The 13,350-nt window shown below is 54.9% G+C and carries 8 protein-coding genes; 4 read left to right on the top strand and 4 right to left on the bottom strand.

From position 1 onward, the window contains the following. Window positions 1-18: 18 nt before the first annotated feature. A complete protein-coding gene (gene eat, locus R9X49_RS17750; protein ID WP_319849787.1) occupies window positions 19-1,380 on the bottom strand; it encodes an ethanolamine permease in 1,362 nt (453 codons plus the stop codon). Window positions 1,381-1,638: 258 nt separating this feature from the next. On the opposite strand from eat, the gene R9X49_RS17745 reads away from it, so the two are divergent. The 4 genes from R9X49_RS17745 to R9X49_RS17730 all read left to right on the top strand — a co-directional run bounded on the left by R9X49_RS17745 (window position 1,639) and on the right by R9X49_RS17730 (window position 6,341). Beyond that, window positions 1,639-2,646, top strand: a complete 1,008-nt coding sequence (locus R9X49_RS17745) for a phosphotransferase enzyme family protein (RefSeq protein WP_319849675.1) — start codon at window positions 1,639-1,641, stop codon at window positions 2,644-2,646. A gap of 172 nt (window positions 2,647-2,818) precedes the next feature. Next, window positions 2,819-3,877 (top strand): AraC family transcriptional regulator, encoded by a 1,059-nt coding sequence (locus R9X49_RS17740; protein ID WP_319849674.1) that lies wholly within the window; start codon window positions 2,819-2,821, stop codon window positions 3,875-3,877. Window positions 3,878-4,108: 231 nt separating this feature from the next. After that, window positions 4,109-5,140 (top strand): iron-containing redox enzyme family protein, encoded by a 1,032-nt coding sequence (locus R9X49_RS17735; protein WP_012772814.1) that lies wholly within the window; start codon window positions 4,109-4,111, stop codon window positions 5,138-5,140. A gap of 313 nt (window positions 5,141-5,453) precedes the next feature. Beyond that, the gene (locus R9X49_RS17730) at window positions 5,454-6,341 is read left to right on the top strand and encodes a DMT family transporter (RefSeq protein ID WP_319849673.1); all 888 of its coding nucleotides are present in this window, start codon (window positions 5,454-5,456) and stop codon (window positions 6,339-6,341) included. A 46-nt stretch (window positions 6,342-6,387) separates the two neighbouring features. Here R9X49_RS17730 and bcsC read toward each other — a convergent pair whose 3' ends face one another. The 3 genes from bcsC to bcsB are packed head-to-tail and all read right to left on the bottom strand — an operon-like array spanning window position 6,388 to window position 13,289. Next, window positions 6,388-9,867, bottom strand: coding sequence for a cellulose synthase complex outer membrane protein BcsC (gene bcsC, locus R9X49_RS17725; protein WP_319849672.1), 3,480 nt, complete (start codon window positions 9,865-9,867; stop codon window positions 6,388-6,390). Beyond that, window positions 9,849-10,964 (bottom strand): cellulose synthase complex periplasmic endoglucanase BcsZ, encoded by a 1,116-nt coding sequence (bcsZ, locus tag R9X49_RS17720; protein ID WP_319849671.1) that lies wholly within the window; start codon window positions 10,962-10,964, stop codon window positions 9,849-9,851. The genes bcsC and bcsZ overlap by 19 nt, the downstream gene beginning before the upstream one ends. Before the next feature lie 6 nt (window positions 10,965-10,970). After that, the gene (bcsB, locus tag R9X49_RS17715; RefSeq protein WP_319849670.1) at window positions 10,971-13,289 is read right to left on the bottom strand and encodes a cellulose biosynthesis cyclic di-GMP-binding regulatory protein BcsB; all 2,319 of its coding nucleotides are present in this window, start codon (window positions 13,287-13,289) and stop codon (window positions 10,971-10,973) included. Between the last annotated feature and the right edge of the window lie 61 nt (window positions 13,290-13,350).

The raw sequence follows: 13,350 nt of genomic DNA, 5'->3' as shown, positions 1-13,350 counted from the left end.
CCAATGTGCGTTGCAATGTTAGTTGGCATCGGCGACAAGCGGTTCAAGCAGATGTTCCCGTCGTGCTTTGGTGGTCAGGAAATAGAGGTAACCGAGCAACATAAAAGTACAGAACAGTCCACCGATCACCGGATTGAACCAGAGCATCGCGATCAGGCAGATGATGGCGCAGACGAGTGCGAATGCGGGGACGATGGGGTAACCGGGCGCGCGATAGCTGCGTGCCATATTGGGGGCGCTGCGGCGCAGGCGAAACAGACTTAACATGCTCATGATGTACATGACGATGGCACCAAAAACCGCCATGGTAATCATCGCTGCGGTCAGGTTCATGCCCTGGAGATTAATACCATCGCAGAAGATGGCGGCAATCCCGATCGCGCCGCCAGCCAGAATCGCACGGTGTGGTGTATGGAAGCGGGACAGTTTGGCAAGTCCCGGCGGAAGATAACCTGCGCGCGCCAGTGCGAAAAACTGACGGGAGTAGCCCAGAATAATGCCGTGGAAGCTGGCGATGAGACCGAACAGGCCAATCCACACCAGCATGTGCATCCAGTTGGAGTTTTCCCCGACGATGATCTTCATTGCCTGTGGCAAGGGATCGTTGAGGTCGGAGAGCTGACGCCAGTCGCCTACGCCGCCAGCCATTAGCATCACACCAATGGCCAAAACCACGAGCGTCAGGATGCCGCTGACGTAGGCGCGCGGAATCGTGCGTTTCGGGTTTTTTGCCTCCTCAGCGGCCATTGCCGCGCCTTCGATAGCGAGGAAAAACCAGATGGCGAACGGTATCGCCGCAAACATACCGGAAATGGCTGCGGGTGAAAATTCATGTTGTCCCGCCCAACCGTGCGCCACGAAATTACTTAGGCTGAAGCCCGGTGCCACCACGCCCATAAAGACCAGCAATTCCATGACCGCCAGCAGCGTGACCACCAGCTCAAACATCGCCGCCAGCTTCACGCCGAGAATGTTCAGGCTCATGAAGATAAGGTATGCGCCAACGGCCGCAAATTTGGGATTCAGCTCGGGATATTGCACGTTCAGGTAGGCGCCAATCGCCATCGAAATGGCAGGCGGTGCGAAAACAAATTCAATCAGCGTGGCCATACCGGCAATCAGGCCGCCCAGATCGCCGAACGCGAGTCGGCTATAGGCAAAGGGGCCGCCAGCATGGGGGATCGCCGTGGTGAGTTCGGTAAAGCTAAAAATAAAGCAGGTGTACATGGCGGCAATGAACAGCGTCGTGACTAAAAATCCCAACGTGCCAGCGACACCCCAGCCGTAGCTCCAACCAAAATATTCACCAGAAATTACCAGTCCTACCGCGATACCCCACAAATGCAGGGTGCCCAGCGTGGGCTTTAATTTGCTCGTCATCACATTATCCCCGTCAGTATGCTCATGGTTATTCAGGGCCAGTACGGCAACCCCTGTTGGCTTGTGTAGCGATAATGCCCACGCTTGTTGGTGGAAAACTTGACGCTGGCGTATCGAATGCTGCGCGCTGAAGTCAACTTTTACGGTGGGTATCGCGCCTGCGCCTTCTGGGGTCAAACCGGGGTTCTGGTGCGTCAAGTTTCTCTGTACGACACGCGCCATGCTGAACGCTCGTTGACTCGCGTCGGAGTGGGAACCATGAGTGCTAAACAATATGACACCTTAAGTAATGCAGAAATTACCGCGCTGGCGCACCGGGCGCTTGCCTGCTATCCGGCGGCGCTGCAAGGGGAAGTGCGGCTGCTGTGTCGTTCGGAAAATGCGACGTTTCTTGTTTCGTCGGCAGGTAAGCGTTATGCACTGCGGTTACATCGCAGCCACTATCACCAGAAAGCGGAGATTGAAAGCGAGCTGCTGTGGCTGGATGCGCTGCGAGAGACTGGCATTGCCGTGCCGGAAGCGGTTCGTAATGTGGACGGGGAGCGGGTGCAGTCACTGGGTTTATCCGACGGTTCCTGTCGCTATGCCGTGCTGTTTCACTGGATTGACGGCGAGATGCCGACCACCAGCATTGATCCGCGAGCGTTCCAGCAACTGGGCGAGATCACCGGCCGGTTGCACCAGCATAGCCGCCAGTGGCAAAAACCTGACGGTTTCCGGCGTATTGTCTGGGATCATCATACGATGGTCAGTGCGCAGAGCCACTGGGGGAACTGGCGTGATGCGCCGAATTTGTCGATGGCGGAGCACGGCATTGTGGAAGACGCGATTGAGCGTATGGGGGCAGAGATGGCGGCATTTGGCAAAGCGCCGCACCGCTACGGGTTGATTCATGCCGACCTGCGCCTGACCAATCTGCTTCTGCATCGCGGCGAAACGCGAGTTATCGATTTTGATGACTGCGGTATGGGGTGGTATCTGCACGATCTGGCCGCGGCGATCAGCTTTGTCGAGCACCATCCGCGTGCGTCGGAGTGGGTTGAAAACTGGCTGTGTGGTTATGAACGTGTGGCGCACGTCAGCGATGAGGAATTGGCGCTGTTGCCGACGCTGTTGATCCAGCGGCGCATCCAGCTTACGGCGTGGGTAGGGTCGCACGCAGAAACCGAGATGGCGCAGAGTCTTGGGCCAGACTGGGCAAAACACAGCGTGCGCTTGTGTCGGCGCTATCTGGAAACCAGCGATCTGCCGATTGGCGTGGCCTGAATGCACCACGGGCGGGCAGCCTGCGCTATGGTAATGCCTGCTCGTCCCACAAGAGATTTGTAACCCATTGATTTCGCTTCCTCACGCTCTGGTATGAAACTTGCTGGTATGAAGTCTGCTGATCGTTTCATGGCCCGTTGGCGGGCCGTGTGATACGGCGAGGTGAAAGGCAATGGAAAACGTGACGTACTCTTCGGCGCTGAATGCGGCGTTCTCCCGCAACTGTGGCGTGCTGGCGGCAGCGGCAACCGGACTCAGCGACTTTATCCATGATAGTGGCGGTGATGCCGATCGTATCTTCGGCATCAGCGGCGTCGATCCCGAGCAGCTCGCCAGCCCGACGCTCAGTCTGGGGCTGGTGAACTATTGCCGTGTGATGGAGGAAGCCGCGCGTAATTCAGGCGTTGATAATTTCGGTTTACGCTACGGCAAGCAGTTTAAACCGCAGTCATTAGGCCTGATCGGCTATATCGGCTTATGTTCAGATACATTGGAGCAGGCGCTGCACAATGTGGTGAAGGCATTTCCCTGCCATCAACACGATACGTTGACGCGCATGGTGGATAAAGGAGACTGCTGGCGGCTGGATTATCAGGTGCGGCACGGCGCCATTCTGCATCGTCGGCAGGATGCTGAACTGACGCTCGGCATGTTTCTTAACTTGATTCGTCATGTTTTGGGCAAACACTGGGCACCGCGCGAAGTGCACTTTGAGCATCCACGCCCGGAAATGTGGCATGAGCACTGCAAGGTGTTCGATGCGCCGGTTTACTTCGATCAACCCTACAATTCCCTGCTGATCCCCAAACATCAGCTGATTCGTACCATGCCGGATCGCGATATGACGCTGCTGCTGGTAATGCAGGATGCCATTCGCCGCCTGAATGAAGCGTCACCACAGCAAAGCATTGTCGATCAGGTGCGTACGCAGGTGCATCTGTTATTGATGCAGAAAGAGCCGACGCTGGAAGAGGTGGCGGAGAAGGTGGGGTTGTCCAGTTGGTCGCTCCAGCGTCGTCTGCGGGAGGAAGGACTCAGCTTCTCTCTGCTGGTAGACAAACTGCGCTGTGAAATGGCGACGCACTATCTTCAACAGAAGCAACTACCGATTTCGGAAATGGCGTTGTTGCTCGGCTATTCCGAGGTGAGCGCCTTTTCCCGCGCATTCCGCCGCTGGTTTGGTATTAGCCCGCGCCAGTGGCGTAAAGGTGAAGCCCTCAATCTTTCCTGATGCCGCTATTTAAAATCTGCGTACGGCGTAAGCGGCTGCGGTGGGTTGTCGTACAGGTGCGCTATTAATGCATTTCCCTTTGAGGAAGAAATTTATTAATTGTCTCAACTATTAATTATTGCGGCTATTAATCAAGGACATTATCCATTATTAGCGGCCGTGATAAAAATGTTTTAAAACATTTTCGTTAGTCCTATACTGAAAACCCATTTTTTTTGTAAGGACTATTGTGTGTTTAATATAAACGAAGTTAAGTCATCGTTTACTGATGACAAGTATGGATTTACAGCCAGTCTTCTCTCCTATATCAACGACCTCAATAAAATACCCTCAAAGAAACTGGCAGCGAGTATTGACGATTTATTATTTGAGGCTTATGAAAAATCGTCAGTAGAAGCACAACGCGTCGTGCAAAATGCGCTGTTTATGATATATCAGACAAATTTATCCAACCCGTTATCTAATCCTGCTAAGGTTCAGCATGATGAAACGCTCTGTCTATTAAGAAAGAAAATTGAAGAGAAATGGCTTGGAGATGAATTCAAAAACATTAAGCCACAGAAAGAGCCGCCGGATGAAGAGAATTTCGCCAAATTTCTCATAACCGTTTGGCAAGAACATCGGGCCTCACATCATGAGTTATTCGATTTTCTGGAAAATGAGGCAACGTCAGAGCAGCTCTATTTATTCTTCAAAAGCGATAGCGCATTAAATCTTATTTTCTTTGATTTGGTTGCTTACACATTAATTGGCTCACAACCTGAAACCAGAGGAACAATAAGTGAGAATCTTTGGGATGAAATCGGGCACGGTGATAACTATTTTACACATGTTAATTTGTATAAAAATGTATTAGAAAGAAGGGATATCTCGTTACCTGATAATCACTACATCGATCTTTACGGCGTAGATGCACTGGCTGGCCACAATGCCTTTATGCTTGGGGCGATAAACCGTAGTCATTATTATAAGTTACTCGGTGTTATGGCGATGACAGAAGTTCTGGATCCGCCACAGTACACTAAGCTGGTGAAAGGCTGCATGCGATTGGGGCTGCTTGATAAAGACGTACACTACTATTCAGAGCACATTACTATTGATATCAAGCATGGTGATGACTGGTTGTACAATGTGATTAACGTTATTACCGATGCTCATCCTGAATCAAAAAATGAATTTTACCTTGGTAGCTTACTACGGCTACAGACAGCAGAAAGGTACTACGACAATTTGATGAAAGAAATGAAGAAGATAGCGAAATAATAAAAATCCTAAATAACTCGAGTGACTTGAAGAGACTTTTACGTCTTTAATAACGTATACCCTAAATAATTCGAGTTGCGTGAAGGCGGCAACCGAGCGAATCCCCAGGAGCTTACACAAGTAAGTGACTGGGGTGAGTAAGGGCGGCCAACGCACAAGCAGCTTGAAGTATGACGGGTATATATGTAGCTTGAATATAAAGGTACAATATGGGAGTAAGTACGTTTAAATTTTTACTTACTCCCCGTTATTTTAGATACAGTCAATATTTTCTAGAAATAAAATAGTGTCATCGTTGATGCGAGGTACTAACATGGCTTATCTTTTTCTGACATTAGCTGCTGTCTTCTGGGGAGGGAATTATGTTGCAGGGCACATCCTTGTACAATACATCAATCCTTACGCATTGAGTATTATTCGTTGGGGATTAACAACGCTCCTGATGTTTTCACTCTACTGGAAAGTCATAAAAAAAGAGTGGTCTATTCTTTATGGAAATATCCGAATCAATACGGTATATGCGTTTCTTGGACAGGTTTGCTTTCCTTTAACGTTGTATATTGGTTTGCAATATACCAGTTCATTAAATGCGGCGATCTATATATCCAGCACACCTTGCCTGGTGCTCATTATCAATGCGGTCTTTTTCAAAGAAAAGATATCGCTTAGGAATGTTCTCGGTGTTGCCGTTAGTACTGTCGGGGTGATTTATCTCGCTTTTTCAAATGCTGAACGGGGGAATCAACTGTCTGCATTTGGCATCGGCGATGTCCTGACTATTGCCTCAGCGTTAAGTTGGGCATTTTATTGTGCTTTGTTAAGGTTAAAAGATAAACGAGTGACGAATACCGCTTTTGTCGGATTTAGTTCTTTGATTGGTACGGTCATTATGGTGCCGATATATCTCTGCTATACCTTCTCATCCGGCGATCATTTCTTCTTTACCACAACACCATCCGCCTATCCGTTACTCGGCGTTGCTTATCTTGTGGTGTTTCCCTCCTGGCTGGCTTACGTTTTCTGGAATAAAGGCGTGTCACTCATTGGTACGACGCGCAGTGAAATTTATACCCATATCATACCGCTTTCCGGTGGTTTGCTGAGCATTGCGTTGCTAGGAGAAAAACTGCATATGCATCACATTATTTCTCTGTTGCTGATTGTGGTGGGGATTATCTGCTGCTCTGGCAAGAAAAAATAGATTGTTTATCCAGTCCCCACAGTCATGGGGGCTGGATAACTATCAGTTATTTAAAGTCTGCGTACGGCGTAAGCGGTTGTGGTGGGCTGTCGAGGTCGCCTTGCCAGCCGGAGGCAGAGTAGCGCAGGTAGATGAGGCCGTGGCTTGGGGTGTAGTCCTTCGCTTGCTGAATGTCGATACCGACCCCCAGCGTCCAGTGTGAGCTGAGGCGGCGTTCGACGACGGCGCGCGCCGTATAGCCGAAGCCGGAACTGCTGCTGCCCTGTTCGATGGTGTCTCTGTCTGTGAGTGTGGCGTTACCCAGCAGGCCAGTCAGCGGGTAGCGACGCTGATCTTTGGTAGAAGAATGTGACCACGACAGCGATCCGCCGAGTTCCCACGACCAGTTTTCCGTCCGCTGCCGGTAGTTCACCGGCACGCCCAGCGAGAAGTATTGCTGCGGGCTGTAGTAACCGCCTTGACCGAGCGAGTAACCGCTGAGATCCTTCTGATAGCGCCACCACATGCTGTTCAGGCCGACCGTGACGCGTCGGTTATCTTCGTTAATCAGCTTGTAGTAATAACCCGCCATGGCGCGGGCGCGATCATTATCGGCCACGTTTTTACCAGTGATCTGGTGGACGCTGAAATCACTCCAGACGCCGTGCGCTTCACCCCGATCGTAGCTCAGCCCGAGGCTGACGCCCGTGGCGCGCACGCCACCCCAGGTAACGCCAGTGCCAGGGTCTTTGGTGCCGCCGAACGCCAGCAACGAGCTGGAGATGGGGCGGCGCGAGGCCGTCGCAGTCCAGCCGATTTGCCGCCAGTCACCGCTGTAGCTTGCGCCCCCGACGATATCGACCACGTCGAAGCCGAGCGGCGTGGTGCCGATATCCGCTGACCAGCGATCGTTTTTCCAGCCTGCGGCGACGCTGGTGCCGGTCGTTTTCTGCGATTTACCGCTGAAGCAGTCCTGTGTGGCGCAGGTACCGAAGGTTTCCCGGTAGGCACCGTTGCTGTCCGTTGAGAAGGAACCGGCGTTCATCTGCATGGTGTCGGTGCGGAAAAAGGCGCGGCCGTCGTACAGCGGCATGTCTATCTGCAACATGGTGTCGTGGGCGCTTAGATCGGAAATCCCTCCGGTGCCGCTCGAACTCCAGTAATCGTGGTCAAGGGTGACGGTAATATCCTGCTGGCGATACAGATCCGCCGCATCGGCGCGGATGCCGCGTTGCAGCCAGTCATCACTGCTTTTATTACGCGTCAGCCGAGTGTAGTCATCATCGCTTTGCGGCAGCGTCGGTGTGATGCCGCTGGCGACCATCGCCTGTTTATAGTCCTGCTGTGCCTGCTCAGGTTGAGACTGTTGTTGTTCAACGCGTGCCGCATCGCGATAGACTAGAGCCTTGGTCTGACCAACGGGCTCTTTCTGCGCATCGATTTTTAGCTGGCGGAAAAGTGCCGTCGATTTTTGCGGATTTCCTACCGCTTGCCAGGCGTTGGCGACGCGCCGCTTCGCGTTGAGGGTGTCTGCCGCTTGCGCTGGGAGCTGGTTCAGACGCTGGCGCGCCTCATCTTGCCGACCTTGCGCGATAAACGCGTCGATCTCACCTAATTGTGCGTCGGGGTTCTGCGCATCCCGCGTGCGGATATGCTGATACTCCGCCAGCGCCGTCGCGTATTCACCCCGTGCCAGCGCCCAGTCCGCCAGTAACAGGTCGATACGGGTATCGGTCGGTTGTTGACGCAGGAAAGCGATGGCGGCGGGTTCGTTACCCGCATCGCGCATCGCTTCCGCTTTTGCCAGCGTGGTCTGAATCGTCAGACGCTGGGACAAATCACGCATGTCGGCGCTCCACTGGGCTGCGGGCAGCGTGTTCAGGTGAGCGAGCGCTTGCTCATCGCGATTGGTGGACGACAGGTAAAGTGAGTAAACGTAGTTCTTCTCCGCGCTGGTGGGTGGCACGGCGGTCGCGCGTTGTACCACGCTGTCCGCCTGCTGCGTTTGTCCCAACTGGCGCAGCGTCTGGGCATAGTGATAGGCCAGCCAAATATCGTTTGGATCCTGCTGGTTCGCCTGACGATATTTTTCCTCCGCCTGCGCCCACTGTTGCTGTTCTGCAAGTCGATCCGCCTGTTGTTTCAGGATATCGAGTTGCAGGGCGGCAAGTGTTTCCCGCATCGCATTCTGCTGGCTGCGCGGCAGGCCGTTGAGGTAAGCGAGCGCTTTCTCCGGCGACTGCCGTTGATAAATCCCGACCAGACCACGCAGGGCGTTGTCGTTGCCGGGTTCAAGGTGCAAAGCCTGCTGATAGAGCGGTAGGGCGACGGCATCGTTTTGGCTGGCAACGGCGACATCGCCCAGACCAATCAGCGCATAGGGATTGGTGTTATCCATCTGGCGGGCCTGTTGATACTTCTGGCGTGCCAGCGGCAGGTTATTGGCTTTCAGCGCGTTGTCGCCTTCCGCAATGGTGGTCCAATATTGCGTACTTTGAATCAGCCCTTCCCATTTGCCGCTGTTCAGGCGATTAACATCCGCCTGTAGTGCCTTCTGGAACTGTGCCAGCGCTTTTACCCGATCGCCTTCGCGCAGGTAAACCAGACCCACAGCGCCGATCAGCTCAGGGTCGTTGGGTGTGGCGGCCAGCGCTTGGTTGAGCTCACCAAGCGTGGCGCGATTGCCCCCGCCGCTTTCCACCACCGCCAGACTGCGGAGACGGGCCTGATACATGGGGTCAGCCAACATGCCCTGCTGGCGGTTGAGTTCTTTGCGCGCGGTTTCCGCCTGTTCACCGTCATCAAATACCGTCAGGAAGCGGTTGAGCTCCGCCACGCTCTGCGATGTGACCGGCATCCGGCCAATAATTTCCAGCCATAGCGACGCCGCCTGGCTGCGTCCGACGGGATCGGTAGACAGCTGTTTTAGCAACGGATAGGCCTGCTCGTTGCGATCCTGACTGAAGAGCAGGCGTGATAACACCATACGCAACGGAACGTTGTCAGGGTAAACCTGATCCAGCGCTTCCAACTGCTTAATCGCGACGGGTTCCTGATTCGGTAAACGAGAAACCAGTCGCCAATACTCTACGGCGAGATCGAGCGTGGGCGGCTCGCCGTGAAAGAGCGTGTCGTACTGCGCTTTGGCTTCCGCGTAGCGACCGGCGGTAGACAGCAACCGCGCCTGCTGCAATTGCTGGCGTGCGGCTTCCTGCGTCAGCGCTAGCGTCATCTCTGCCTGCCGGTAAACGGCAGAGTCGGGAGCCACGGTCTTCAGCTTGTCCAACTGCTGGCGTGCCTGTGCCTGATCGCCTTGACGCAGCGCCAGCCGCAGTTTAGCGGCGATGACGTCGGGATTATCCGGGTTGATCAGCTCCAGCCGGTAAAGCGACTGGCGCACGAGGTCGTCTTTGTTGCTGGCTTCTCCCAGACGCACCTGTTCCATCAGAAATTGCTCTGGCGACGCGGTCTCCGCGCTGTATGCCTGCGGTGCAGCAACCAGCAATAACGGGAAGATGCGCAGCCAGTTTAAGGTGTTGTTGTACATTGGCTGCCCCGAGACGGTAAAAGTTGGCCTTGTGAAGTGAAGCGATAGCGCTTCTGATCCCATCCCTGACCAAAGAGCGTCAGAGAGGCGGAGAAATACGCATCGTCCCCCGGTGGATTGTCGGCGAGCCGCTGTCGCTGGGCAGCCAGTGCGTCCGGTTGACGGGAGAGCATCGGCAGCAGCGAGGCAGAAAAACCTACCGACCCCTGTCCGGTGACGGCACCTGTCGCGGTGTCCGTTTTTTCAGGCGGCAGGCCTTGCTGGATGGTCTGCTGAATCATCGGCTGAAACTGTTTGACCAGATCGGTTTTTCCTTTGCTGCTGTCGGACATCATCCCTGCCCACAGATAGACGCGGATGGCGTCGTAGCTGCCGACGTTGGGTTTAGTGGTATCGGGCTGCCAGCCCTTATCTTTTTGCCAGATGACCCAATCAGGCGAGAATCCTTTCGGCGCGGTTTCCAACAGCAGGCGCTGCGTGGTGCGCTGCATGGCTTTCCACGTCTCACCCAGCGGAGCAAATCGAGCCAGCAACTGTGGTGGAAGGTAGCTTGGGTTTACGCGCCAGCTCTCTTTCTCGGCGAAGCCCACTTTGCCGGGCAGCAACATCACGCCCAACCCCGGAATATGAACGACCTCTTCCTTGGCGATACGTGCGAGCAGCGCGGCACCGACTGTCTGATAGCGTGCTTCTTTCCACAGTCGGCCAGCTTCAAGCAGGCTATAGGCAATCCACAGGTCGGCATCGGAAGCAGAGTTCGGATCCAGCACCGTCCACTGCTTATCCTTGTTCTCTCCCCACAGCCAGGCGGGCAGATGAGCGCTCAAATCACCTGCGGACAGGTTGTTTTCCGTCCATTGCAACAGCCGATCAAACATCACGCGATCGTTGGCGACCAGCGCAAAGAACATAGCGTAGCTTTGTCCCTCGGACGTGGTGATTTTGTTGGGTGTGGAGGTATCAATCACCCGTCCTTCCGCGCTGATGTAATGCTGCTTGTACTGCTCCCAGGCTGGCCAGTCGCAGACGGCGGCGGTGGCCAGGGAAGTCCATAGCCACAGCAGCGTGGGGATCAGGTAGCGCAGCACGCGTGGCATGGTGCGTTAGTCCCTTTCATCCGGCGACAGGCGACGGCGACTGAAGAATTTCAGGCCACGCCACAGCAGCCAGGCAACAATAATGACGGTAAGGGTCGATATGATGGCCAGCCAGACGGGGTGCTGTGCCAGAGCGTGCCAGATGCGCTCCCACCACGGCAGATGGCCGACGTAATAAATGTCTCCGACGCGGAGATTATTGATGCCCGATTCGCGGATGACGGAAACGGAACCGAATAGCGACGCTCTTTTTTCGCTGTCGATCAGCGCGTTATTGAGTAGCGTATAGCCCTGTGGGCTATCGGCCAGCAACGCGACAACGCTACGCTGGTCGTGATACGGAGACTGGAAGCCGATAATCGCCGACATCGGGCCGTCACCGCTGACGGTGGTTTTACTGTCTGGCTTCGCGTCAGATTCAGGCGACCCCGTATCCGGGACTGCGGTCTGACGCGTTGGTTGCTTGATCCAGCTTTGCGTTTGCTCGACCAGCAGGTTGATTTTGCTGTCATCGTGCAGCGCCGGCGGGATAGCGCCGATCATCAAAATATCGCTGTCCTGCTTGTCGATTTGCGTCCAGTCATCGCTGAGCTGTACCGCCAACGCTGGGTAGCCGGTTTGCGCCCCAATGTTACCGATGGCGTTCAGCATGGCGCTGACCTGAGCCGGCTGTGGCTGTTTGTTCACCAGCACCAGCGTTTGTGACAGGTCAGCCAGCCGGCTGAACGGGTAGCCAGCATTGGCAAAGGCACGCAGATCCGGCATTGCCATAAAGTGGCGGTAGCCAGAGAAGTTAATCGTCGAGTTGCTGTCGATAACGGCGTGATTCACGACCGGCGTATAAGTTTCACAGCGGTCAGCGGTGCCGCTGGAGAGCAGCGTGGTGTAGCTGAAATCAAAGCGCAACTGGTTGGTAGTGCCCAGTTTGAGCGCTGGAATGGACAGGCTCTTGTCAGAATCCCATAGCCCCTGCGTCAGCGGGAGGCGCATTAACAGGGAGTTCTGGTCGTGCTCCGGCGCCAGCGAGAAGGCCTGCACGAACTGGTTGTTCAGGTTGATGCTCAGACGTGAACCATCCTGAATCTGCGGTGCGGTGTAGCGGTATTTCAGGCGCATATCAATGCCCTGACTACGAATCAGGAACAGGTCGGGCGGCAGGTTCATGGTGAGTGAAATCGGTCGAGGCACGATACCGTCGGTTTGCAGCTGTTCGTTATATTGCTGAAGCTCGGCGAAGGTCATCGGGCGGTCGGTGCGAACCCAGTTGGGCGCGTCATACGGCTGGCGCGGGGCAAGTTGCTCCACCTTATCGATGGTGACGCTCTGCCCACGGAACAGCGTGTTCCCCTGGGCGATGCCCTGCACGGCGGTGAGCAACTCATTGTCATCCCGCCCCTGAACCAGCAGCAGCTTGATGTGCGGATCGCTGGGGTGGCTGATGATAGATACCGTTGGCCCGTTCACCGCGGGGGTATCGCGTAGGAAATCCGGCCGCTTATCGTTGGTGGCGAACACAATACCGTGACTCTCTGGCAACTGATTGAAAAGCGCCGGGAAAGACTGCCCGCGCCACTGTGCTTTGCTACCAAACCAGGAGGCGAGCATCGCGGCGGCACGCTGCTGCACCAGATCCGGCTGGCCGGCAAAGACGATGGGCAGCGTCAGCGGGCGGGTATCGCGGCTGTCAAAGAATGGCGCAGGGAACGGCGACAGATCGTCCTTCAGCGTTAGCTTCTGGACTTGCAGGTTGAGCGTGCTGGCTTTACTGACATCCAGCCACAGGCTGGTACTGGCCGGGTTTTCACAGATGTTCTGATAATGGCCGACGAACACCAGTTGCAGGCGGTTAAAGTCCGTGATGTAGCGTGGATCGATAGGAATATGAACGCGGTTGGATTTCCCCATCTGCTCTTTGCCAAGTGGCGTGACGCCCATTAGCTCGTTGTTCAGGTAAATCTTGATATGCGACTCGGTGGGGATCAGCGCCGGTGACGGGGTAAATTCGAGGTCGAGCGATGCCTGTGTGACCACCTCGTCGCTGCGAACGCCGAACTCAATTTGCCCATCGGGATTGACGCCGCGTAATGCAAAGGTGCCCGGGGCCGGTGCGATTTGCGCAAAGGGCAGCATCACGTTGCGCACGGCAGCGTTGGTCGACGGCGGCGCCAGTGGAACCGCAGGCATGGTCGTCGCTGGCGTTGCGGTGGCAGGCGGCTGGGTTGCATCCCCCGTTGTCGGAGTCGATGCGTGCGGCGCGGTGACAGCCTGAGATAATGAGCTGACGCCTAAAGCCAATGCGGTGAACCAGATTATTTTTTTCGTCATCGTGTCATCATCAATGTTAAGGGTCTTTCTCGTTGTCGGGAGAAAGACCGTTGATCACGGC

It is taken from the genome of Pectobacterium carotovorum (assembly GCF_033898505.1).
GTDB lineage: Bacteria > Pseudomonadota > Gammaproteobacteria > Enterobacterales > Enterobacteriaceae > Pectobacterium > Pectobacterium carotovorum_J.
Note: the sequence above shows the minus strand (reverse complement) of the source record. Positions and strands in the feature narration are given on the sequence as shown.

Bases quoted from the DNA above. Each gene is read 5' to 3' on its own strand.
- bcsC (WP_319849672.1), bottom strand. From the start codon at position 9,867: ATGTACAACAACACCTTAAACTGGCTGCGCATCTTCCCGTTATTGCTG.
- bcsB (WP_319849670.1), bottom strand. From the start codon at position 13,289: ATGACGAAAAAAATAATCTGGTTCACCGCATTGGCTTTAGGCGTCAGC.
- bcsZ (WP_319849671.1), bottom strand. From the start codon at position 10,964: ATGCCACGCGTGCTGCGCTACCTGATCCCCACGCTGCTGTGGCTATGG.
- R9X49_RS17745 (WP_319849675.1), top strand. From the start codon at position 1,639: ATGAGTGCTAAACAATATGACACCTTAAGTAATGCAGAAATTACCGCG.
- R9X49_RS17730 (WP_319849673.1), top strand. From the start codon at position 5,454: ATGGCTTATCTTTTTCTGACATTAGCTGCTGTCTTCTGGGGAGGGAAT.
- R9X49_RS17740 (WP_319849674.1), top strand. From the start codon at position 2,819: ATGGAAAACGTGACGTACTCTTCGGCGCTGAATGCGGCGTTCTCCCGC.
- eat (WP_319849787.1), bottom strand. From the start codon at position 1,380: ATGACGAGCAAATTAAAGCCCACGCTGGGCACCCTGCATTTGTGGGGT.